Source organism: Priestia sp. YIM B13486, assembly GCF_042787865.1.
GTDB lineage: Bacteria > Bacillota > Bacilli > Bacillales > Bacillaceae_H > Priestia > Priestia megaterium.
The window spans coordinates 398,792-419,589 of sequence record NZ_JBHZOZ010000003.1 but is presented as its reverse complement, the minus strand read 5'-3'; the positions used below and the strand labels follow the sequence as shown (position 1 = coordinate 419,589).

Here is a 20,798-nt window from a genome sequence, read left to right as displayed (position 1 = left end):
GAACTTCCAGCGTTTTTTTATCTGTTTCCGACTATCATATTGATGTGACTATGGAGAACCGTAATCGTTGAAGGTGTCGTCGTTTCTTTTTCTCCATCACAATCTACCGTTTTTTCAGGAGTAGTTTCAATATGAACTTCTTTTGCACGAAAATGCATAAGGTTGCTTTCAGGGTTAAGCTGTTCCTCATCAGGGCTTGTTTGTAACCATGCCATAACCGGCTCGATTCCCATTTCTTTAATAACGAATACATCTAATAATCCGTCTTGAAATGAGCTGTTTCCTAGCATAGCGCGGGTTCCTCCTAAAAAAGGGCCGTTTCCAATTAACACCATAACAGCTTCTCCTTCATAGGAAGCTTTTTCGCTCGTCATTTTTAATTGAAAAGGCTCTGCTTGATTTAAAGTTCTGCCTACGCTCATGTAGTAAGAGAGCTTACCAAATTTCTCTTTATTTTCTTCCAAAATATTTTCAGATACATCAGCTACGAGGCCGATTCCCCAAAAGTTTAAAAAATAATCTTCGCCATGTTTTCCAACATCCACTGCCTCCGTCTGCTTTTCTATAATTTGCTCCACTGCTTTTAAAGGATTTTGATTCATTCCAATTGCACGCGAAAAGTCGTTGCACGTTCCACCAGGTAAAATAGCAAATACAGGACGTTGCTGCAGCGGAGCAAGAGCGTTGATGAGCTCATAAATTGTCCCGTCTCCTCCTGCTCCAATAATGACATCCGCTTTGCCTTCCAATTTCCTTACCAGATCGGCACCATCTCCAGGTTGCTCTGTTTTATATAAAGTAACCGTCTCAAATGCAGTGTTTAACCGATCACATATAAAGTCAATTTCATTTACTAATTTTTTGTTTCCTGCGTTTGGATTCAAAATCACTGCTGCCTTCATCTTTCTCTCTCCTCTATTCATATCTTCCGTTTCACTTTTTTTCCCTTTCTTTTAAAAAAACAAACCTTTTCAAATATGAACGTTTTATGAAACCATTCCAATAGTACTTTTTTTACTTTCAAAACCTGCTATAATAATTTTCGGACTTGTATTAACAAAAGATGGTTATTGAGAGGAGCTTTCTATACGTGTCAATAAAATGCATGACGCAGCTATTTGCAAGTTGTTTTGTTTTTTTACTTTCCTCAGTCGCTACTTGGTATAACGGCTCTTCGATGCTTGAAGGACCTTTATCAGCTAGTTTGACCGGAGGGCTAACAAAGTCCTCGGCGGTTCATCACTATTCTCACATCGATTATTTGTTGTATACAATTAAATTCCACCCTCAGTTTCCAATTATGATGATGGTGAGCGGAATTTATTTGATTGTATTACTATCTATTATTGGCTTCAAAAAGCGGTATGGATTGATTAGCTCCTGCTGTTTATGTATCACAGCTCTCTTATGCTACAGCAGCTATAAACTTTCACATACCCCTACCGAAGGTGAGCACGCCATGATTACCTCTAGCTTAGCTGCAGCAAGTTTATGCTTAGCAGTCGGATTATTCTATTTATTAAAGCAATTTTATTCTCAAAAAGAATATATTTAACCATATGAAAAAAACGTCGGATCTACCGACGTTTTTTATGTGAAAGCGAGTTTATTTATTGATTTTGTTCAACTGGCGTATAACCTATATACGCAGACTGAGGTCGGTAAATACGATTATTTTCTGACTGCTCTACGACATGAGCTGTCCAGCCAACTACACGGCTTGCTGTGAAGGTTGGTGTGAATAGTTCAGACGGAAGCTCAACCGCTTTCATAACCGCTGCAGCGAAATATTCTACATTGGTATAAATGCCTCGACCCGGCTTGTATTCATTGAGTAATTCAATGGTTTTATCTTCAATTTTAACAATTAAATCAAATAGCCCGTTGTCTCCTGAGATTTGTTTCGATACTTCTTTTAATGCTTCTGCTCTTGGATCATGTGTACGATAAACGCGATGACCAAATCCCATGATTTTCTCTTTATTATCTAATTTTTTACGAACCCAAGGCTCGATATTCTCTTCACTTCCAATTTCATCAAACATGGTAATAACACCAGAAGGAGCTCCTCCGTGAAGCGGACCTTTCATCGCGCCAATTGCTCCGCAAATAGCTGAAACCATGTCAGATTCGGTAGATGAAATAACGCGTGATGAGAAGGTTGAGGCGTTCATCCCATGCTCAATTGTCAAAACAAAATATGCGTTCAGTGCAGTAACCAAACTTTGATCTGGAATTTCTCCGTTAATCATATATAAATAGTTTGCTACATGATCCAAATGCTCGTTAGGCTCTACTACTTCTAAATCATTCATTTTACGATACCAATAGGCAATAATGGTAGGTGTGACGGCTGTAATCGCAAGTGCCTGCTCTTTTGTCGGAGGCCAGCTGTATGAAGGGTCTCCTAAAGCTGAGATACATGTGCGAAGCGCGCTCATCACTTCTGTATCTTTTGGCAAACAGTCCATTAATGCAACAATATTAGCCGGAAGCGTACGATGAGTCACCATTTTTTGTTTAAATACTTTTAACTCATCATGATTTGGCAGCGTGCCGTTCCAAATTAAATAAGAAACTTCTTCAAAAGAATAATTGATCGCCAAATCTTTTGCCCAATATCCGCGATAAATCAGCTGACCTTTCTCTCCATCAACATGCCCTACTTTTGTTTCAGCTGCAACGATTCCTTCTAATCCTTTAACGTATGTCATCTCAACCACTCCCCCAATTATTTTTAACAAACAGGCCTTTTTTCTATGTACGGCTCGTTTGCAGAATGAATAGACTCACCTTAGTGGTGCACTATACCATTTTATTCCTCTTTCTTAATTGTCAGAACAGTATACAAAATGAACATTTCAACACGCGTTATTTCTGCGCTCGCGGCTTTGTTTTACGGGAGAAAAAATATTTTTCTAGGATTTTCTTCGAGGGTGCTTTTTTTGTTAGCGCTTACAAACATGCGGGTTTCTAACGTATTTAGAGGAATTTGATGTACTATTTTTAGATGAATCACTATTCACTTCCTTATGTAAGAGTTTACATTTATTTGAATCATAAGTAAAATAGATAAATAGAATAAATAGTATGAAAACTAAGAATACTAGTGAGGAGAATTTATGGATATTCGAGAACTGCAACATTTCATGGAAGTAGTTAATCAAAAAAGTTTCACAAAAGCAGCAGCCGCAATTCACTTGTCTCAGCCAGCATTAAGTAAAATTGTAAAAAAACTAGAAGAAGAACTCGGCGTAGATCTTTTTGATCGCTCTACTCGAAAGCTGACGTTAACCGATGCAGGACAGATTGTGTATGGGCAAAGCCAAAAGCTGGTATCCACTCTTCACGAGCTGCATGCTCTGTTAGATGATTTACGAAATCTCCCTACAGGAGATATTAAAGTAGGAATTCCTCCTTTAGTAGGGACTGTTGTTTTCCCGATGATTGCAAAAAACTTTACATCAAAACATCCTCAGGTGAAATTAGAGCTTGTGGAGCTTGGCGCAAAGCGAATTGTCGAACTTGTAGAAAACGAACAAGTAGATCTTGGCATTATCGTGTTGCCTATTCAAAACCCTCTTTTTCACGTCTATCCGTTTATTGAAGAAGAGTTTAATTTATACATTCATCATGAGCATCCGCTGGCAGCTAAATCAATCGTTGCTTTGAGCGAGCTTAGAGAAGAACCTTTTGTCCTATTCAGCAAAGATTTCTCTCTTCATGATCGCATTATTCATGAGTGCATTCAAGCGGGTTTTCATCCAAAAATAGCGTACGAAAGTTCTCAATGGGACCTAATTATTGAACTAGTCGCTTCTGAATTAGGTATTGCAATTTTACCAAAGTCCGTGTTTCCAAAGATCAATAACCCTTTTATTAAAAGTATTCCAATTGCCGCACCTACTCCAATGTGGGAGCTCGGCATCATTTTGAAAAAAGATCGCTATATGTCATATGCTACACGGGAACTTTTATCCTTTCTCGTCGACCAAGATATCATTTTACCGTCTCATACGATGTCAGCAAACTCTTAACAAAAAAGCCTCTTCTTTCATTAGGAAGAGGCTTTTAGTCATCTTTTATATCTTTCTTCAATCTTTTTTGTCTTGCGATCAACTAAAAACAAGTCAGCAAATGGCGACTTGTTTTACAGCTGCTTTTTGAATAGCACACCTTTTTTTAAATGTACTCCCAAAGCTTCACGATTGGCCATAAACACTCCTATTAAAATAAGAAGGCCTCCGCCAATAATAGAAGGCGTAATAGCTTCATTTAAGACTACATAGCCGATTAACACCGCGATTAAAGGAGATACATACAACCAAGTAGATGGAAAAACCGGATTTGTTTGGGCGATGAGCCAATAATATAAGCCGTGTCCAGCAATTGAACCAACAAAAATTAAATATACAATAGACCATACTGCGTTTCGAGGCATAATAGTTGAAACATGGATCTGCTCTGTACATAAAGATAGCACCAGCAGAAATATTCCCCCGTAAAACATTTGAATACCGTTAATTAAAAATGGTGACACTTCTTTTAGTTCATTTAACAAGGCTTTCGAATAATTGCTGCCTATGCCGTAAAATACCTCTCCTACTATGATAATGATACACCCTAACGTCCACGAATAAGACATAGTGGCTGTCACATTTGGAAGTGAAATGCAAATAACACCGGTAAAAGCCAGAAGCAAAGCCAATAACTGCTCTTTTTTTAATTCCATTTTTCTTTGCATCACTTGAATAAGCAATATTATCATTGGGCCAGTAGCAGATAAAACAGCTGCAAGACCCGATGTCACATGTTGTTCTGCCCAATAGAGCGTTGAAAATGTCATAAAGGTCAAACAAAACCCTACCATCATCACTTTTTTTGAAAATAATAACGAGCGTCGAACGTCTTTTTTATATGCAAAGTACGAGATTACTAAGATTCCTGCTAAAAGAAAGCGAGTTCCGGCTGAGAAAAGTGGAGGCATTCCTGCTTCAATCCCTAATTTAATAGTTAAAAATGTCGTGCCGAAAATAAAACAGATAAGTACGTAATTAATAATAATCATATATCTTCCTCCTTTAAATATGCCACGAGTATAAAAGAAAGGAAGTATAACAGTAAAACCTTGACTATAACAGTTGCTGTTTTTCCAGTTGCGCCCATGCTTATTTTGAGGTTAACTAAAGAAAAAGAATAGTTAGGTGACACAATGAGATTTAATGTACATAAAAAATCTTCTACCCCCATTTATCAGCAAATCTATGAGCAGATTCGTTATCGCATCCAAACGAGCATGATAAAACCTGGTGATCAGCTCCCTTCTTTACGCAAGCTATCACAAGAGTTAGAAATAAGCTTATTAACGGTACGAAAAGCGTATCAGCTCTTACAAAAATCAGGATTAATCGTAATACAGTCAGGAAGAGGAGCTTTTGTTAAAGGGGTTACTAAAGGTTCTTCCAAGGTATTAAATAATTTTTCATGGCAAGATGAATTAAACGTAAATATCACGCGCTCTCAGTATAGCTTAAATCGTGATCGTAAATATTATGATTTCTCTCAGGCTATTCTTTTCCCTCGTCTCCTTCCTAATCAGTTTTTAGCGCAAGAAATGCAAAGTCTGTTACGTACCAATGAGCTTGTTTTAGCCACATACGGTCCAATTCAGGGAGATCGTGAGCTTCGCATAGAGCTTTCTTCTTATTTACAGAGAGAGCAAGGAATAAAAGCTGATCCTCATGAAATTATGATTACAAGTGGCGCTCAGCAAGGTATTGATTTAATTGCTCAAACGCTTTTAAAGCCAGGGGATACGGTTATAGTAGAGAGTCCATGCTACGGAGCTGCAATTGATGTCTTCACCAATAAAGGTGTTAACGTCATTTCAATTGAACTAGATGAAGAAGGAATACAATCTGATTTAGTAGAAGAAGTCTGCCAAAAAATAAAGCCTTCGCTTTTGTACGTGAACCCTTCTTTTCAAAACCCTACAGGTATACTAATGAGCAGACAGCGTCGCAAAGAACTAGTTGATTTGGCCGAATTGTATCACTTTTTTATTATTGAAGATGATTCGTTTGGAGAGATTTATTTCGATGATATATCGGTGCCTCCACCGATCAAAACGTTTGATAAAAATGGGCATGTTTTGTTCTTGAAGGGGTTTAGTAAAACCTTGGCTCCAGGACTTCGAATAGGATTACTTTATGCACAGGGTTCTGTATTTGATTGGCTATATGCGGTTAAAGCACTGATGGATATTGGTAGTCCCTTACTAACTCAAAAAGCCGTGCTAGCTTTTTTACGCACTGAGCGAATGAAACATCACATGGAAAAACTGAGGACCGCTTTGCAACTGAGAAGAGATCATGCAAGCGATCTGCTTTCGTCTCTTTCCGAGTCCGTTCAATTCCAAGTTCCTAAAGGAGGATTCAACTTATGGTTAAAACTGCCTCAAAAAGTAAACACATTTGAGTTATTAAAAAAAGCCCAGGAGCACAATATCTGCTTTTTACCTGGTGAAGCTTGTTTTGTTCATAGACCGCTTCATGCTTACATTCGAATAAGCTATTCCCTCCTTAGTGATACTGATTTGAACACAGGACTTCAACGTCTTAACGCCATTCTTTCAGCTGAAATATAAAAAGATTCTTTAATAGATGTTTAATTATAAGAAGAGAAGTGTATACAGAAAGAGGAGAAGAATAACTTTCTTCTCCTCCACTCTTTTAACTCACATTTTTATTCACAGCAATAATTTCACTCAGGTTATTCATATAAATAATTTGATCACCAAACGTTCTATTTTTCAAAGCAGCCGTATGGTGCGGCTTCATGCCAATAATATAGCATGTGATACCCATGAGATAGAAGGACTGCATAAAGCCTGCAAAAGCTTGAATTCCTTCGGTCGTTAATATATCTAGTCCTCCAAAGTCAAATAGAAGCGTGGTGTAATTTCCTTCATGCGCAAAGTTTTGCAAAATGGACGTATTTTCAGCTACAAGATCTGTATCTAAGTCTCCAAAAAGAGGTATAAGTCCTACTTTAGAGGATAACTTAATAAAAGAAGCGGACAATTGCTTGATTTTCTGTAATGATTTTTCAAGACGTTCTTTTTGTTCAAGCAGTTCAAAATCTGTATCTGCTAATCGTTTCCGATGGTCTTGAACAAGACTCGTTAACTCTTGTATACGTTCATCTTGGCGAATACAAACTAAATGACCTATATCGCTATCCCATTGAATTAAGCATTCAAACAGTGAATAAGGCGAATCATTGGTTTGCATCACGAGCTCTACTTTCTGAATAGCCTGGCCTCGGCTTTGGACAAGCGTTTGCTCATCATGGGGTTCGTCTACAGACAATTCTCGAGAATCTTTTTGGCGCAAGCTTAAAAACTTTCTTGCCTTTTCTTGACTAAATACGTCTACAAGATCTAAAAAATTAGCTGAAGGCTTAAATGAATGACCTGATTGTTGCGACCATTCCAAAATATTAAATTCAGTATCCACTAAAAAGTAAGGAATTGGAACATATTCAAGCATCGACATTAACTTCCACTCCTTTGTGATAACTGAGTAACCAGTTATTTAGTTGGTAAAGATCCGGAATTAGGCGTGTATGCTCAGAACAGTAAGAATGGAAATCAATTTGAGAAACTAAGCGCCCTCCTACCATTACCGTTGGTCTTGGTTCTAATTTGTCCAAAGTTTTGGTGTATTCAGCAAGCCTCTCAATATGATAAGGGATGCTGACAGATAATCCTACCATGTGCGGCTTCCATTCTATAGCCATTTTCTCAGCGTATTCCAGAGGGAGATTGGCCCCTAAAAAGCGAGTATTCCAACCATGTTCCTCAAACAATAAAGCCACCATCTTTAAACCAATGAAGTGCTGTTCTTGTTCCAAGCATAGAAGCAGTGCCCTTGGAGCGGTGTCTGAAGCGTGTCCCTGAATTTTTTTATAAAAGCGATAGCGAGTTAGCACATAATCACATGTCGTAGTTGCAACATGCTCATCAGCTACAGAAATGATATTTTCTTCCCACATATCTCCAGTTACTCGCATTGCGGTTGTAATTAAATTTTCATAAATATCTAGGCTGTTCTTTCCCTGTTGGATTTCTTCCAGCACAATTTCCCAAGCGCTGTCTTGATCACCAGCTAATAAATAGCCTACAAATTTTTGTACTTGAGATTTCATTGTTTCACCTCAGTAAACGTAAAGCTTTTAAGAAACTTGAATAAAAGCTTCTCGTCTCTCTTTTTCAAGATCGCCTAAAATGTATACCACTTTTAGACTAACACATGTTGCCAATAGCAACAACCTAAAAATAGAATAATAACTTTTTATTTTACTACACTCAGTAAAATATGACTAGTATTTCTCTAAATATTCTCCTTTCCCTTTTATTTATGAAAAACACCTCGGCATTTTGTACCGAGGTGTTTTTCAAGTTGTTATCATTTCGTCGGCTAAAAGAATGTAAGTGTGTCTCTTTTTCTTTTATGCATCTTTCCTTTTTTCCACTTTCAATAGACTTTCAAACATATGTATTTATGACTCTTCTGCTCCGACCATAATACTGATAAGATAGAGCGCTGTCATAACTGAGCCGATTGTATTGCATATCAAATGAATATATTGGCTGGTCGCCATAAACAAGTATAAGCTTAGCGACAGCAGCACCGTTCCGAACAAAAAAGACCATTTAAATAATGACAGTGGCCGGTTAAACTTTAGACGCAAACAAAAAATAAGAATAAAGCCTACTAGCGCCATCACAAAGAAACTAACATTAAATAAATTGATGGTTATCACGTTTGTTCACACTCCCTTTGCCCCTGAAACTATTATAACATATTTTTCCTTATCTTCATTCTTTCTCTAGGAGCACACGCGTCGAAAATTGTTTTTTTAATGTGTTTATGTCACAATATTTTTATAAAAATTCCAAGGAATGAGGGAATGCATTGACTACACCTGAAGCTCAAGATTCAAAATGGTCCATTTTAAATAAAGCCCTTCATAGCTCACAATCTGGCATTATCGTGACAGACCCTTCTTTGCCTGATAACCCAATTATTTACCTCAATCAAGGGTTTTCCCTTATGACCGGCTATAAGGAAGAAGAAGTATTAGGAGAAAATTGCCGTTTTCTGCAAGGGCCTCTAACAAACCCGCACCACATTGATGAAATTCGCAGCGCTATTAGCCGCAATCAATCAGTCTCTGTTACGCTCGTTAATTATCGAAAAGACGGCTCTTTCTTTCATAATCAGCTAACGATTGACCCGACATATATAGAAGAAGAAGATAAATACTACTTTATTGGTGTTCAAAAAGATGTAACAATAGAGATTACAGCCCAGGAACAGTTACAGCAAGCTTTGGAAGAAGTTGAAAGGCTATCCACCCCTATCGTGCCAATAGAGGAAGGAATCTCTGTTCTTCCATTAATCGGAACGTTAAACGAACGGCGTATAGAAATGCTATTTAATAGCTTCACCTCGCGTAACACAAGCAGCAAAGATCGTTATTTAATCCTAGACGTCTCAGGGTTAGCGCGATTTAATGATTCATTCGGCCGTGATATTCTTAATATTTACAATTGGCTGAAGCTCATGGGAACTCAGCTTGTTTTAACAGGAATTTCTCCTGACATGGCCATACATATGAGCACTATGGAAGATGATATGTCCTTTATTTTAGTCTATCAAAGCATTAAAGATGCCTTACCCAAGCTAAAGCTATAAGCACAAGAAGTGGTTCTTTATGAAAAATAGGTAAAATGCATGAATATGGTAGTCAAAAAATGTTTATTTTTTAATAAATTGGGTTTGAGAGTATACAGTTAGGGAAAACAAGGCGTATAGGAAAATAAATGCGCTTCATAATGGATTTATTTATAAGCATCCTCACTCTAGATCAGGGGATGCTTTTATGCCTTTATTTATTAAATCAATTAGACTATACATATATAAGGAGAGTCTTCATGCATAAAAATCAGGACTTATATCATTTTTTCAAAAAACATTCTCTTCAATTAACCGAAGACTGGTACAATCAGCTCGACGATGAAAATGAGTTCTCTGTCTATTCGAGTAAAAATCCAGCAATTGTTAAAGAACTGAAGCAGCAAAATCAAGATTATTTTCAGCATTTATTTGACGTATTTATAAGAGATGAGGAGTATTTTTTTTCAGATTTTCAGCAGTGGTCGATAGAACTAGCGCGTGATCCAAAGCATTTAAGTACGCCTCTTCACTTTATTATTCGAGAATATTTTAATTCACAAAAAATTGCCGTTAATTACTTAAAGAAGTTTATCTCTTTGCATTCGAATGAGGTAAGCGTAGATAAGATATTTATGTGGTATGACATTATTGTTAAAGCTTTTGATCTATCTATTTATATCTTTATTCAAGAATATCATAAAAATACGCAAGAGCAGCTGAACGCTCAGAAAGAGTTAATTAATGAATTAAGTTCTCCTGTTATCATGCTTCAAAATAAAGTTGCACTTCTGCCTCTTGTGGGGGATATTGGAACGGTCAAAAGTCAGTTTATTTTAGAAAACACGCTTCAGCAATGCTCGGAAAAAGGCGTTGAACATTTATGTATTGACCTGCTCGGGGTAGCTACGATTGATACGATGATGGCACAAGAGATTTTTAATTTGGTAAAAGCTCTTCGTTTAATTGGTGTGCAAACAATTTTATCTGGAATTCGACCGGAAATTTCTCAAACTGCCATTCGTTTAGGGCTTTCATTTGAACATGTTAAAACTACTTCTTCTCTTGCACAAGCACTTAATTCTATTGGTTAAGCATATGGCTCTCTATTACAGCATAGAGAGCCATATCTATGGTGTTTCAAATTTTACTGGGGTGTAGTAGACACGCCCAATTAACTTTTTTCCTTTGCTATCTTTCCAATCTGCTACGAGTATATACCGATCACTGTCACTGTGAGAGGCAGAATCTACTGTAATAGCAGATGTTTTTTTTATGTCCTTTTTTTCTACTATGTTTTCATAAATAGACTGATTACGAATTTGTTTGTAATAAAGGGCATTAGGTTTTTTACCATCTATTTTAATGGACACTTGACCACCTTCAGAGACAGGAATACTATTTTTCATCACAATTTGTCGAAAATTTTTTCGTTCGCCAAAATCAGCTTCACATTCGGTCCAGCAAAAGAATAAGGGCTTGATGATGGCTTCTTTGCCTTCCGCTATTATTTTTATAGCGGGTGGATAAGAATCTTCAAGCGTTTCAGCTGTAGGAACCTGACATGCGGCTAATGAAAACAAACTAAATAGGATAATCACCACTTTCTTCATACTATGTCCTCCCTTTTTTGTAAACGTGGTGCACGTAAGCGAGTGGGTGCATAATATACTCTTTCGCCTGCAACCAAAAGATTCCTTTTATAATCAACAAAAAAACAGCTGCCTATTTGTTTAGACAGCTGTTTTGTTCTATTTACTTAGCATGCTTATTTCTTTTTTCATATCTTTTTCTACATATTCCATTAAATCAGATACGTAGGTTTGAAGCGGTTTTGTTGCGTCTTTGTGATCATTCATCGTTAATTCATAGATGCTATCAATATTATCAATCATCAGTTCCATATCATCGATGACGCCCGTATGCTTATACATCGTTTTCATCGTAGGATCAAGGGAAGCTAATTCATTATATTCATAGTTTATAGTATTTGAAATATCATCGAGTTCATTGATAAATTGCTTTTTGGTTTTTTTTTCGGCCATAAGCTGATTATACTCTTTAAAAGCAGTTTGAAGGTTTTTCTGAGAGGCAGTCAATACTTTCAGCTGTTCTCGTCCTAAATAATAATCATAAATACTAGTAACAGTAAAATATCCCCCAAATGTGAGCGCGATTCCGACAACCAAACCTATCCAAAACGTGCTCGTTTTAAAAAAATGTTTCATAATGACTCCTTTTATCTGTGTTCTATGTACAACACTAGCTCATGCTGCTACTTTTTCCTAGGATACACCAAAAACGAAGTGGAAGCTACACTTTTTTAAAAATTTGTCGAAATTTGTCTCTTTTCTCACAAACTGCAGCACATTACGTTCCATCTCTATTTCTCCATCTGTATACATCAAATTCGTTAACCGCTGTAAAACCAATTTTTTCATAGGCTGGCTTTCCTGCACTTGTAGCATGCAAAATACACGTATCCGCATGTTTTTTTGCTTCAGTAAGAACTTCCTTCAAATATGCGGTGGCCAGGCCTTTTCTCCTCATATGTCTAGCTGTAGTGATACAATACAAGCCCGCTGTACCGTCATAAAAAAAGAGAGACCCAGCTACAGCTGGCTGGTTGTGATAAAGGCCCAGATATAACTGATATTGGTCAGCGTGTTGCATAAGCTCCCTAAACCTTTTAAGAAAGTCAGCTTGATATTCTTTTGGTTTTTGATAGCCGTCTATGTATACCGTTATCCATTCTTTCAATTCAGCTTCTGTGTGCACTCGCTTACATTGAAACCCTTCTACTCCTGTATGTATGTATTTTTTTTCTTGAATGAGCTGAATCATTCCGATCCATTTTTCATAAGGAACAAATCCATTTTTATGAAGAACTGGCCCAAGGTTATCATATGAAGATGGACCGACGATCCATAGAGGTTCCTCCCCTTCCGAAGAGCATATCCCTAACGCAGGCTCAATATGACGGGTTCCTGCATATATGCCGCGATTGTAAGGAGATGCAGAAATCCATTTAATTTCTGACGTATCCACCTTCACAGATTTCTTCGTATGCTGAAAATACATCCAGTGCTGAATCAAGTGCTGTTCTACTATATCGCTTTGATTTTTTATTTTCACTTCATGTCTCCTTTCTCTTCTAAACTATGTTCCGTTTTCTATTATATACTAGTTAGTCTATTTTCTATGACTCTATCGTAGTTCTTAAATCCTTTTACAAGTTTTTTTTATTTTTTTTGCTATTCTATGAATAGTTTTCTTTTAAGTGGGGTACTAACCTATATAAGCAATACATCATTAAAAAGGAGGATGATATTTATGTCATTTTTATGGGCACTTATTGTAGGTGGTATTATTGGGTGGCTTGCCGGATTAATTACGGGAAGAGACGTTCCAGGAGGTATTATTGGTAACATTATTGCCGGTTTTATCGGTTCTTGGTTAGGTTCAGCTATCTTTGGAAGCTTCGGACCAGTTGTAGGTGGATTTGCTATTATTCCTGCTATTATCGGATCAATCATCTTAGTGTTAATCGTAAGTTTCATTATGAGAAAAATGCGTGGCAGTCATAAACATGCCTAATAAATTATTATATTAGAAAAAGAACCTCTGTTGAAAAAGAGGTTCTTTTTTTATATGAAAAATTCTTAAAATTTACTATTTTTAATTTCATAATATTGAAAAATAAACCTATTAATGTTAATTTAACCATAATCACTATAGAAAAAAGAGGAATTAACATGCTGCTTTCAACCCACTCAAAAGACAAATCCATGTACCAAATACTAATAGAAGAAATCGAACAGACACGAACGTTAATGATTCAAACGGCTGTCCGTGAAGGAATGACAAGTCCTAACACACTTCAAGTTAGTCAATCATTAGATGCTTTATTAAATAAGCTTCAAATTTTTTTCTACCAATAAAAGCCCATGATATGGTTACATAATCATGGGCTTTTATGTTGTATTAGTCCGCTTGATTAACGTGTTCCACTGCTTGGTGAAGGCTACTGAAAGTCGTAATGTCAGCCAAATCTAACCCTAAGTTTACCATCGTCTGAGCAATTTCAGCCCGAATCCCGCTTAAAACCACTTGAATTCCTAATAATCTTAGAGCACCGATTACTTTAAAAATTTGGTCCGCTACCATCGTATCAATAATTGGAACTGCGTATAAATCAATAATCAACCAATTTAGCTTGTAGTCGCTGCCGTGTTGAAGTGCATTTTCCATTAGAATTTGAGCGCGATTTGTATCTAAATCGCCAACAAGAGGAATCACGCCAATTTCTTTCGTAATGCGTACCACAGGAATTGAAAGTTCATCAATTGCATAGCGAGCCGATTGGATTTTGTTTGCAAAGTCGGTCATATATGATTTACTAACCCAATGTACGGCCTTATCTACTACTACGTTAAAACGAGAAATAACTTGATAGAAGGCATCAAACGTAAACGTTTCAGTTTTTGCTTCTTCTTTAATAATTTCCCCGATAAGATTTCGGTAATAGCTGATTTCTTCTAATGCTACATCCAAAGGAAGCTGAAGGACAACGAGTAAATTCGCTACTTCTCTTCCCCACTCCTCAAGCACTTCAAAGTTTTTTGTATCATTTGTTGAGACAGAATCAGCATATATTTGAATTAAATGAACGCGCCACGGTTCTAACTGTTGTTGAATATCTTTTTCTTCATATCTTTTTTGTTTTGAGAACTCTTCTTTTTTTTCTAGAATTAAATTCGTAATGTGTTTAAGCTTTTTATCTAATAATAATGACTCCATATTGTTCTCCCGTTAAGAATTTGTTTACTTAAAATGATATCACAAATACCGTTAAAAAAAGTAAAACTAAGGGAAAAAGCTTTAAAAAATGAACCGGATGTCCCTTTTTGCGAATAGAATGAGCTAAATTGAATCTAAAACGTACATAAGCTGAACTTCTCTCCTTCCTTTTATCGTTACTTTCACAGTGAATTCTCATACATAACTCTTCAGTTTAATGTTGCGCTATCTTGGCATATATGGTAAATGGATGAAAAAATGTAAAAGGGTTTGCAGCAAGCATGTCGCATGACAGGATGTGTTTTAGGAAAGAATGAAAAGGAATTCCCTATAAAAAGGAGGTTAGGTATATGTCATTTATTTGGATGCTTATTGTTGGAGGACTTATCGGCTGGCTTGCTGGTGTGTTAACGGGACGAGATGTTCCAGGTGGAATTATCGGAAACATCATCGCTGGTTTCATTGGAGCATGGTTAGGCTCTCTAATTTTTGGAGATTTCGGTCCAGAGATCGGCGGATTCGCAATTGTTCCTGCTATTATTGGTGCTGTTATTTTAGTCTTAATTGTGAGTTTTGTTTTACGCAAAATGCGCGGAAATAATAATCATCGACATGCCTGAATAAAAAAGAGAAATCAGCGTCTTGATTTCTCTTTTTTCCTTACTTCTTGTAGCAAAATGTTTTAACAATGACGTACCTGTAAGTGTAATTCTTTATTGCTACATTTAATAATTGCCGCTTGTCACCTCGCACATTTAATACTTCTACACCCTCATATCAAGCGCGTTAGTAATGAGCAGCTCTGGACCTTCGAGATCATCAAGCATATCGGTGAAGATAGCTTCGATATGAACAAGTGAAGTTTTAGCTTTCATTGGACATTGTTGTATAGCTGCTTTCTATTTCGGCTCTACTAATTCAATAAATGATCTTGCTTGTTTGCCCTTTAACTGTGCGTAGTGTGTATCTGTAGCTAATTCAACGGTTTCGTTTTCTAAGTTGACCCACATGCGATAAGATTGTACCTTTATATCCTTTTTTGTTTCCACCGGTTCAAAGTGAAGAATGTAGTTAGGTTTTCGAATCATTTCAGCTTTTTCTTCTCTCCATGATACATCTTTTAACCACTGCTGCACTTTCTGCACTTGATTTTGGTCTTTCATTTTAACCGCATGGCCATATTGATTATCGGCTATGTATTTTTCGATTACGAGCTTTTGTTCAACAGTACCGCTTGAAGCACTGCTTTGCTGACATCCTGTTATCACCCAACAAATAGCAATGAGAACAACTAATCCAGACCATACTTTTTTCATTTACATCTACCTTTCTTTGTGTAATTGAAATGAGATGTTCTTGCTGAATGATGCTACCAGCTGCTCGTTTTTAAATCTCTTTTTGCATTCTCCTTTCTTCATCTAAATCCCTGCTTCATTTGCTCAAAAAAACTGAATCCCCGAAAGGATCCAGTTTTTCGTTACAATTCGACATCTTCTATGACATGAACAGCGCGAATAGCAGCGTTTACTTTTGTATGTTGAATGCGCTCTTTTGCTTCTTGTATAGTCATTGCCTCTACTTCTTGATAAAAAATCACGTTCGCCCATTCATATTCTACTGAATAACGATTTATTTTTTCCACACGGCATCCTCCTTATTGATGAACTAAAATTTGATCAATCATGCCATATTCTTTTGCTTCATCCGCTGTAAAGAATGTATCTCGATCAGTGTCTTTTTTAATTGTTGAAAGCGACTGTCCTGTTCGTTCAGACAGCAGTTCATTTAAGTGGTCTTTTAACCGCAAAATACGCTTTGCTCGAATCTCAATTTCAGCTGCTTGTCCTTTTGCTCCTCCTAGCGGCTGATGAATCATCACTTCGCTATTAGGAAGAGCAAAACGTTTCCCTTTTTGACCACCCGCTAGTAAAAATGAACCCATAGATGCCGCTAGCCCTATACACAATGTGCTTACGTCTGCACGTATAAGCTGCATCGTATCAAAAATAGCCATGCCCGCTGTAATAGATCCTCCCGGTGAATTAATATAAATGCTGATATCTTTTTCTGGGTTTTCGGCATCTAAAAATAGAAGCTGAGCGATAATGGTAGTAGCCACCTCGTCCGTAACTTCACCTGTAAGCATAATCACTCGGTCGAGCAACAGCCTTGAATAAATATCATAGGCACGCTCTCCTTTGCTTGTTTGTTCCACTACATATGGAGTTAAGTTCATGTGACCGCCTCTTTCCCCTGAATTAGTACGAGCAAATTTTTTCACTTTTGCACTGATTTCATGATTTAAAAATGAATCCCCTATCAAATCTTCATCCGTAAATTTAATCATTAGAGAATGCCTTTTTTGCTGTATATGCAAGCTTTCATCGTGGTAATTCACAGCAACTGCAATTTCTGCCTGTGGATATAAAACGGCCTCTTCCGTGTAGAGCTCTATTAATAGAGGTTCATCGTCGATATGTTTTACTTCGATTTGCCCCTGTTCGTTTTCCCAGTATCCATTTAAGTTTGTCGTTTTAAACAGGCCTTCGGGCAGCTGAATATCAATCGTGATGTTTGTTACTTTTACTTGCGAACGTTCAAATGTAATACAAAGGTGGTTCATTCCTTCTTCTTTTTCCATCACTGATTTTGCCACAGCTAATTTAATCATGCGATGAATGATCCTTTAAAATTTGAGTAACAGACTCAATTACTTTTTGCCGTACGTCCGCTGATAAATTTCGGTTCATAGCGACAAACACATCTTCGTTCACTTGATGCATTTCTTGATTCTGAATTTGTTTGCTTTGGTAAAGAGGGAACTGCGCACCGATGTTTTTTACTTCTTCATCACTCATTGAACGCAGCATTTCTTGAATCGAAGCTAGTGACTCACCTGCTTTTGATAATGTTAAAACGGCTCGAAAGTAGTGAACATGCTGATCTGTATACACGCGTTTGTTCCCTGCTAGCACTAGCGGAGGAACGATTTCTATTTGCGTGTAATACCGTACCGTACGCAGGTTCAAGTCCGCACCTTCATTATTTAATAACTCCGTAATTTGCTTTCCTGTATACGTATTCAAACAATCCCCCCTTATTAGTTACAGTTAACTGTTACACTATCATTATACTGTAAAGGTTTTGTTTTTACAATTAAAACCATGGTAAATTTTAGATAAATATATGAAGAGAACGAAACAAAGAGCCTAGGTCATATATCCGGGCTCTCTTTACTAAGCGAAAAAACACCTGTGTATATTTCAAACTATTTCTCCTGATACTTCTCGTGCTACACTTTAGTTATCTTAAAAAAGGAGAGAAAATATGATGGGGAATCCACGTATAGATTGCTTAGGGTGTCGATTAGCAAATAGCCAAGAGAAATCACATATAATATTTGAAGATTCGTTTGTGACGTGCCTATTAGATCACAAGCCGTTTAACGAAGGACACGTCTTAATTCTTCCTAAAACACATATAGTGGAAATTGACGAATTTGATACTGAACACATACTGGCCGTAATGAATGCAGCGAAGCTAATGACAAAAACAGTAAAGACGCTCTTTTTTCCAGACGGAGTTACTCTCTCTCAAAACGGGGGAATGTTTAACGAGTTAACTCATTTTCACATGCACGTCGTTCCGAGATATAAAGAGGAGTGTTTCGGAGATTTTTATACGCAAATTCCCCAGTTTGCTGAAAAAAATGACGCTTTGGCTGCAACAGCTCAGAAAATGCGCCGCGTCATTCAGCAAATGTCTTTATAAAAAAGAACGGCTTCCTTATGGAAGCCGTTCTTTTTACTGACGATCAAACAATGAACTTCCTGCAATACCAGGGTTCGTCATTTCAAATGGATTTAAAATAAGATCTAATTCCTCTTCTGTTAACACATCGTATTGAAGGCAAAGCTCACGAATTGGTTTTCCTGTTAAAATCGCTTCACGCGCAATACGCGATACGACTTCATAGCCTAAGTGAGGGTTAACAGCTGTAATAATCCCTACGCTTTTTTCTACATATTCTTTCATGCGCGTTTCGTTTGCTTCAATTCCTGCTAAACAGTGATCTGTAAAGCTTCTGAAACCGTTGTTCATGATGCTGATTGATTGAAGCAAGTTAAATACAAGCACAGGTTCCATGACGTTAAGCTCCATCTGACCTGCTTCTGAAGCAAGAGAGATTGTTTGGTCATTTCCCATTACTTGAAACGCAATTTGATTGATTAATTCAGCCATAACCGGGTTTACTTTTCCTGGCATGATTGAAGAACCAGGCTGACGAGCAGGAAGGCTGATTTCTCCTAGACCTGCACGAGGTCCAGAGGCCATTAAACGCAGGTCATTTGCAATTTTAGACATATTCGTCATACAGATTTTAAGCGCTGCAGATACTTCTGTATAAGCATCTGTATTTTGAGTAGCATCTACTAAATGCTCTGCATGCACAAGCGGCAGACCACTGATATCCGCTAAGTGTTTGACTACATTTTCAATATAGCGAGGATCTGCATTTAAGCCTGTTCCAACAGCTGTCGCCCCCATATTTACTTCATGCAAGTGGTCACGCGTTGCGCTGATACGCTTAATGTCGCGCGCTAACACGCGGCTGTATGCTTCAAACTCTTGACCAAGACGAACGGGTACAGCATCTTGAAGGTGCGTACGGCCCATTTTAATTACATGATCAAATTCTTGCGCTTTTCGTTTAAACACATCATGCATGTCATTCATTGTAACAAGAAGTTTATTTAATAAGTTCAGCGTTGAAATATGGATAGCCGTTGGAAATACATCATTTGTTGACTGAGACATATTCACATGGCTGTTAGGACTTAATTTACCATATTCCCCTTTATTATTTCCCATAATTTCAAGAGCACGGTTCGCAATAACTTCATTGGCATTCATATTCATTGATGTTCCTGCTCCGCCTTGAATAGGATCAACAATAAAGTATTCATGCCACTGACCTGCTAAAATCTCATCAGCAGCTTGAACAATTGCATTTCCAATACCTTCATATAAGCGCTTTGTATCCATATTTGCAAGCGCTGCCGCTTTTTTCACAATAGCAAGCGCTTTAATCATTTCTTCATGTACTTTATAACCCGTAATCGGAAAATTTTCTACGGCACGTGCGGTTTGTACACCGTAGTATACGTCTGCTGGGATTTGTTTTTCTCCTAGAAAATCAGCTTCTGTACGATATCCTGCTGTTTCTTGTTTCATAGCTGTACCTGCTTTCTTTTTTAATTAATATCTTCTGCAATCGATGTTTCCATTATCTTTTTAACTTGGTGAGGATCTTTGGTTTGTCCGAGCACCCACATTAATTTAGGAACAATGGCTTCTGTGTTCATGTTTTTTGAGCGAACGACGCTGTCATGATTAATCATTCGGCCTACTTCATAAATGCCCATGTCTTCTCCTTCTTCAAGACACTGAGTCGTAATGACAACGGATACACCGTGGTTTGTTAACTCAACAAGCTTGGCTAAAATGTTACGAACTTGAAATGGAATGCCTCCACTTCCATAGCTTTCAACAACAACGCCTTGATATACATCCTTTAATCCATCGAAAAATTCGGGTTTAATGCCGGGAAACAGTTTAACAACCGCTACATCCGTACAAAGAGATGTATTAACCACCAACTCTTCTTTACTAGAGCGAACGGATTTTGTATATTCCACCGTATTATCATGGATAGACGCCACGTATGGATAATTAATGCTTTCAAATGCATCATAGCTTTTTGTACGAAGCTTAATTGCTCTTGTACCTTGAATCACACGACCGTCAAAGACTACATAAACTCCGCCTGTTTCTTCACATGCAAAGCGAATCGCATCTGCAATGTTGCGCTTCGCGTCCGTTTTACTAAATGAAATAGGAATTTGAGATCCGGTAATCGCAATTGGTTTTTTAGAATGCTGAAGCATGTAAGAAAGAGCTGCCGATGTGTAGGCCATTGTATCAGTTCCATGGGTAATAACAAAACCATCGTATTCATTATAATGCTCTTCAATCGCTTTTGCCATCTCTATCCAACATTCTGGCTGCATATTTGTACTGTCAAGATTCATAAGAGATTTGCTGTCAATTTGACAGTGTTCATTTAAATCAGGTATGTAGCTTAGTAATTGATCTGGCTCCATTCCAGGAACAAGTCCATTTTCACCTTCAAGTGAAGCGACCGTTCCACCAGTTGATAACAATAATAGTTTTTTCAAAACCGACATCCCCTTTGCT

25 protein-coding genes are annotated in these 20,798 nt (G+C 37.4%); 9 read left to right on the top strand and 16 right to left on the bottom strand.

Annotated features, from left to right (window positions below; all coding sequences use genetic code 11):
• Positions 1-17: 17 nt before the first annotated feature.
• Positions 18-902: a diacylglycerol/lipid kinase family protein gene (locus ACFX4G_RS10535; RefSeq protein WP_230183451.1), complete on the bottom strand. Its 885-nt coding sequence runs from the start codon at positions 900-902 to the stop codon at positions 18-20.
• Positions 903-1,090: 188 nt separating this feature from the next.
• On the opposite strand from ACFX4G_RS10535, the gene ACFX4G_RS10530 reads away from it, so the two are divergent.
• Positions 1,091-1,555 carry a DUF4306 domain-containing protein gene (locus ACFX4G_RS10530; RefSeq protein WP_230183450.1) on the top strand — a complete coding sequence of 155 codons (465 nt, stop codon included), beginning with the start codon at positions 1,091-1,093 and terminating at the stop codon, positions 1,553-1,555.
• A gap of 55 nt (positions 1,556-1,610) precedes the next feature.
• Here the strand turns inward: ACFX4G_RS10530 and ACFX4G_RS10525 are convergent, their stop codons facing one another.
• Positions 1,611-2,714 (bottom strand): citrate synthase/methylcitrate synthase, encoded by a 1,104-nt coding sequence (locus ACFX4G_RS10525; RefSeq protein ID WP_043981479.1) that lies wholly within the window; start codon positions 2,712-2,714, stop codon positions 1,611-1,613.
• A gap of 408 nt (positions 2,715-3,122) precedes the next feature.
• Here ACFX4G_RS10525 and ACFX4G_RS10520 point away from each other — a divergent pair, with 408 nt between their 5' ends.
• Complete coding sequence (locus tag ACFX4G_RS10520) at positions 3,123-4,037, top strand: LysR family transcriptional regulator (protein WP_013083830.1); 915 nt, start codon at positions 3,123-3,125, stop codon at positions 4,035-4,037.
• A 113-nt stretch (positions 4,038-4,150) separates the two neighbouring features.
• Here ACFX4G_RS10520 and ACFX4G_RS10515 read toward each other — a convergent pair whose 3' ends face one another.
• Entirely contained in the window at positions 4,151-5,068 is a 918-nt protein-coding gene (locus tag ACFX4G_RS10515; protein WP_162214536.1) for a DMT family transporter, read from the bottom strand.
• A gap of 144 nt (positions 5,069-5,212) precedes the next feature.
• Between ACFX4G_RS10515 and pdxR the strand changes: the two genes are divergently transcribed.
• A complete protein-coding gene (gene pdxR, locus ACFX4G_RS10510) occupies positions 5,213-6,646 on the top strand; it encodes a MocR-like pyridoxine biosynthesis transcription factor PdxR (RefSeq protein WP_377574487.1) in 1,434 nt (477 codons plus the stop codon).
• An 85-nt stretch (positions 6,647-6,731) separates the two neighbouring features.
• Here the strand turns inward: pdxR and ACFX4G_RS10505 are convergent, their stop codons facing one another.
• The 3 genes from ACFX4G_RS10505 to ACFX4G_RS10495 all read right to left on the bottom strand — a co-directional run bounded on the left by ACFX4G_RS10505 (position 6,732) and on the right by ACFX4G_RS10495 (position 8,826).
• Positions 6,732-7,556: an STAS domain-containing protein gene (locus ACFX4G_RS10505; protein WP_025751158.1), complete on the bottom strand. Its 825-nt coding sequence runs from the start codon at positions 7,554-7,556 to the stop codon at positions 6,732-6,734.
• Entirely contained in the window at positions 7,543-8,208 is a 666-nt protein-coding gene (locus ACFX4G_RS10500; RefSeq protein WP_377574484.1) for a cobalamin B12-binding domain-containing protein, read from the bottom strand. Before ACFX4G_RS10500 ends, ACFX4G_RS10505 begins: the two co-directional genes overlap by 14 nt.
• 354 nt (positions 8,209-8,562) lie before the next feature.
• Entirely contained in the window at positions 8,563-8,826 is a 264-nt protein-coding gene (locus tag ACFX4G_RS10495) for a hypothetical protein (RefSeq protein ID WP_080781662.1), read from the bottom strand.
• A gap of 152 nt (positions 8,827-8,978) precedes the next feature.
• On the opposite strand from ACFX4G_RS10495, the gene ytvA reads away from it, so the two are divergent.
• Together ytvA and ACFX4G_RS10485 are read left to right on the top strand one after the other, a co-directional pair.
• Positions 8,979-9,761: a YtvA family blue-light photoreceptor gene (gene ytvA / locus ACFX4G_RS10490; protein ID WP_162214538.1), complete on the top strand. Its 783-nt coding sequence runs from the start codon at positions 8,979-8,981 to the stop codon at positions 9,759-9,761.
• Positions 9,762-10,000: 239 nt separating this feature from the next.
• The gene (locus ACFX4G_RS10485; RefSeq protein ID WP_377574480.1) at positions 10,001-10,834 is read left to right on the top strand and encodes an STAS domain-containing protein; all 834 of its coding nucleotides are present in this window, start codon (positions 10,001-10,003) and stop codon (positions 10,832-10,834) included.
• A gap of 36 nt (positions 10,835-10,870) precedes the next feature.
• Here the strand turns inward: ACFX4G_RS10485 and ACFX4G_RS10480 are convergent, their stop codons facing one another.
• The 3 genes from ACFX4G_RS10480 to ACFX4G_RS10470 all read right to left on the bottom strand — a co-directional run bounded on the left by ACFX4G_RS10480 (position 10,871) and on the right by ACFX4G_RS10470 (position 12,875).
• Positions 10,871-11,353 (bottom strand): hypothetical protein, encoded by a 483-nt coding sequence (locus ACFX4G_RS10480; RefSeq protein WP_097825238.1) that lies wholly within the window; start codon positions 11,351-11,353, stop codon positions 10,871-10,873.
• Between the two features lie 138 nt (positions 11,354-11,491).
• Positions 11,492-11,968 carry a hypothetical protein gene (locus ACFX4G_RS10475; RefSeq protein ID WP_014459392.1) on the bottom strand — a complete coding sequence of 159 codons (477 nt, stop codon included), beginning with the start codon at positions 11,966-11,968 and terminating at the stop codon, positions 11,492-11,494.
• Positions 11,969-12,110: 142 nt separating this feature from the next.
• The gene (locus tag ACFX4G_RS10470) at positions 12,111-12,875 is read right to left on the bottom strand and encodes a GNAT family N-acetyltransferase (protein ID WP_377574477.1); all 765 of its coding nucleotides are present in this window, start codon (positions 12,873-12,875) and stop codon (positions 12,111-12,113) included.
• A 198-nt stretch (positions 12,876-13,073) separates the two neighbouring features.
• Here ACFX4G_RS10470 and ACFX4G_RS10465 point away from each other — a divergent pair, with 198 nt between their 5' ends.
• Both ACFX4G_RS10465 and ACFX4G_RS10460 read left to right on the top strand, forming a co-directional pair.
• Complete coding sequence (locus ACFX4G_RS10465; protein WP_013083841.1) at positions 13,074-13,337, top strand: GlsB/YeaQ/YmgE family stress response membrane protein; 264 nt, start codon at positions 13,074-13,076, stop codon at positions 13,335-13,337.
• Between the two features lie 158 nt (positions 13,338-13,495).
• Positions 13,496-13,681 (top strand): aspartyl-phosphate phosphatase Spo0E family protein, encoded by a 186-nt coding sequence (locus ACFX4G_RS10460; RefSeq protein ID WP_013057763.1) that lies wholly within the window; start codon positions 13,496-13,498, stop codon positions 13,679-13,681.
• Between the two features lie 43 nt (positions 13,682-13,724).
• Here the strand turns inward: ACFX4G_RS10460 and ACFX4G_RS10455 are convergent, their stop codons facing one another.
• Positions 13,725-14,540 carry an STAS domain-containing protein gene (locus ACFX4G_RS10455; protein ID WP_043981472.1) on the bottom strand — a complete coding sequence of 272 codons (816 nt, stop codon included), beginning with the start codon at positions 14,538-14,540 and terminating at the stop codon, positions 13,725-13,727.
• Between the two features lie 350 nt (positions 14,541-14,890).
• Between ACFX4G_RS10455 and ACFX4G_RS10450 the strand changes: the two genes are divergently transcribed.
• The gene (locus ACFX4G_RS10450; RefSeq protein WP_043981471.1) at positions 14,891-15,160 is read left to right on the top strand and encodes a GlsB/YeaQ/YmgE family stress response membrane protein; all 270 of its coding nucleotides are present in this window, start codon (positions 14,891-14,893) and stop codon (positions 15,158-15,160) included.
• 279 nt (positions 15,161-15,439) lie between these two features.
• Here ACFX4G_RS10450 and ACFX4G_RS10445 read toward each other — a convergent pair whose 3' ends face one another.
• The 4 genes from ACFX4G_RS10445 to ACFX4G_RS10430 all read right to left on the bottom strand — a co-directional run bounded on the left by ACFX4G_RS10445 (position 15,440) and on the right by ACFX4G_RS10430 (position 17,626).
• Positions 15,440-15,856, bottom strand: coding sequence for a YhfM domain-containing protein (locus tag ACFX4G_RS10445; protein WP_016764756.1), 417 nt, complete (start codon positions 15,854-15,856; stop codon positions 15,440-15,442).
• A gap of 161 nt (positions 15,857-16,017) precedes the next feature.
• Positions 16,018-16,182, bottom strand: a complete 165-nt coding sequence (locus ACFX4G_RS10440) for a hypothetical protein (RefSeq protein WP_377574473.1) — start codon at positions 16,180-16,182, stop codon at positions 16,018-16,020.
• 12 nt (positions 16,183-16,194) lie between these two features.
• Positions 16,195-16,776, bottom strand: a complete 582-nt coding sequence (gene clpP / locus ACFX4G_RS10435) for an ATP-dependent Clp endopeptidase proteolytic subunit ClpP (RefSeq protein WP_377574871.1) — start codon at positions 16,774-16,776, stop codon at positions 16,195-16,197.
• A gap of 427 nt (positions 16,777-17,203) precedes the next feature.
• A complete protein-coding gene (locus ACFX4G_RS10430; RefSeq protein WP_043981470.1) occupies positions 17,204-17,626 on the bottom strand; it encodes a MerR family transcriptional regulator in 423 nt (140 codons plus the stop codon).
• A 241-nt stretch (positions 17,627-17,867) separates the two neighbouring features.
• Here ACFX4G_RS10430 and ACFX4G_RS10425 point away from each other — a divergent pair, with 241 nt between their 5' ends.
• Entirely contained in the window at positions 17,868-18,311 is a 444-nt protein-coding gene (locus tag ACFX4G_RS10425; RefSeq protein WP_377574470.1) for an HIT family protein, read from the top strand.
• 33 nt (positions 18,312-18,344) lie between these two features.
• On the opposite strand, the gene aspA is transcribed toward ACFX4G_RS10425, so the two are convergent.
• The gene (aspA, locus tag ACFX4G_RS10420; protein WP_013057771.1) at positions 18,345-19,775 is read right to left on the bottom strand and encodes an aspartate ammonia-lyase; all 1,431 of its coding nucleotides are present in this window, start codon (positions 19,773-19,775) and stop codon (positions 18,345-18,347) included.
• Positions 19,776-19,795: 20 nt separating this feature from the next.
• Positions 19,796-20,779, bottom strand: a complete 984-nt coding sequence (locus ACFX4G_RS10415; protein WP_043981468.1) for an asparaginase — start codon at positions 20,777-20,779, stop codon at positions 19,796-19,798.
• Positions 20,780-20,798: the final 19 nt, after the last annotated feature.

Bases quoted from the DNA above. Each gene is read 5' to 3' on its own strand.
- ACFX4G_RS10505 (WP_025751158.1), bottom strand. From the start codon at position 7,556: ATGTCGATGCTTGAATATGTTCCAATTCCTTACTTTTTAGTGGATACT.
- ACFX4G_RS10425 (WP_377574470.1), top strand. From the start codon at position 17,868: ATGATGGGGAATCCACGTATAGATTGCTTAGGGTGTCGATTAGCAAAT.
- ACFX4G_RS10485 (WP_377574480.1), top strand. From the start codon at position 10,001: ATGCATAAAAATCAGGACTTATATCATTTTTTCAAAAAACATTCTCTT.
- ACFX4G_RS10460 (WP_013057763.1), top strand. From the start codon at position 13,496: ATGCTGCTTTCAACCCACTCAAAAGACAAATCCATGTACCAAATACTA.
- ACFX4G_RS10455 (WP_043981472.1), bottom strand. From the start codon at position 14,540: ATGGAGTCATTATTATTAGATAAAAAGCTTAAACACATTACGAATTTA.
- ACFX4G_RS10450 (WP_043981471.1), top strand. From the start codon at position 14,891: ATGTCATTTATTTGGATGCTTATTGTTGGAGGACTTATCGGCTGGCTT.
- ACFX4G_RS10465 (WP_013083841.1), top strand. From the start codon at position 13,074: ATGTCATTTTTATGGGCACTTATTGTAGGTGGTATTATTGGGTGGCTT.
- ACFX4G_RS10475 (WP_014459392.1), bottom strand. From the start codon at position 11,968: ATGAAACATTTTTTTAAAACGAGCACGTTTTGGATAGGTTTGGTTGTC.
- aspA (WP_013057771.1), bottom strand. From the start codon at position 19,775: ATGAAACAAGAAACAGCAGGATATCGTACAGAAGCTGATTTTCTAGGA.
- clpP (WP_377574871.1), bottom strand. From the start codon at position 16,776: ATGAACTTAACTCCATATGTAGTGGAACAAACAAGCAAAGGAGAGCGT.
- pdxR (WP_377574487.1), top strand. From the start codon at position 5,213: ATGAGATTTAATGTACATAAAAAATCTTCTACCCCCATTTATCAGCAA.
- ACFX4G_RS10515 (WP_162214536.1), bottom strand. From the start codon at position 5,068: ATGATTATTATTAATTACGTACTTATCTGTTTTATTTTCGGCACGACA.
- ACFX4G_RS10525 (WP_043981479.1), bottom strand. From the start codon at position 2,714: ATGACATACGTTAAAGGATTAGAAGGAATCGTTGCAGCTGAAACAAAA.
- ACFX4G_RS10535 (WP_230183451.1), bottom strand. From the start codon at position 902: ATGAAGGCAGCAGTGATTTTGAATCCAAACGCAGGAAACAAAAAATTA.
- ACFX4G_RS10500 (WP_377574484.1), bottom strand. From the start codon at position 8,208: ATGAAATCTCAAGTACAAAAATTTGTAGGCTATTTATTAGCTGGTGAT.
- ACFX4G_RS10445 (WP_016764756.1), bottom strand. From the start codon at position 15,856: ATGAAAAAAGTATGGTCTGGATTAGTTGTTCTCATTGCTATTTGTTGG.
- ACFX4G_RS10520 (WP_013083830.1), top strand. From the start codon at position 3,123: ATGGATATTCGAGAACTGCAACATTTCATGGAAGTAGTTAATCAAAAA.
- ACFX4G_RS10480 (WP_097825238.1), bottom strand. From the start codon at position 11,353: ATGAAGAAAGTGGTGATTATCCTATTTAGTTTGTTTTCATTAGCCGCA.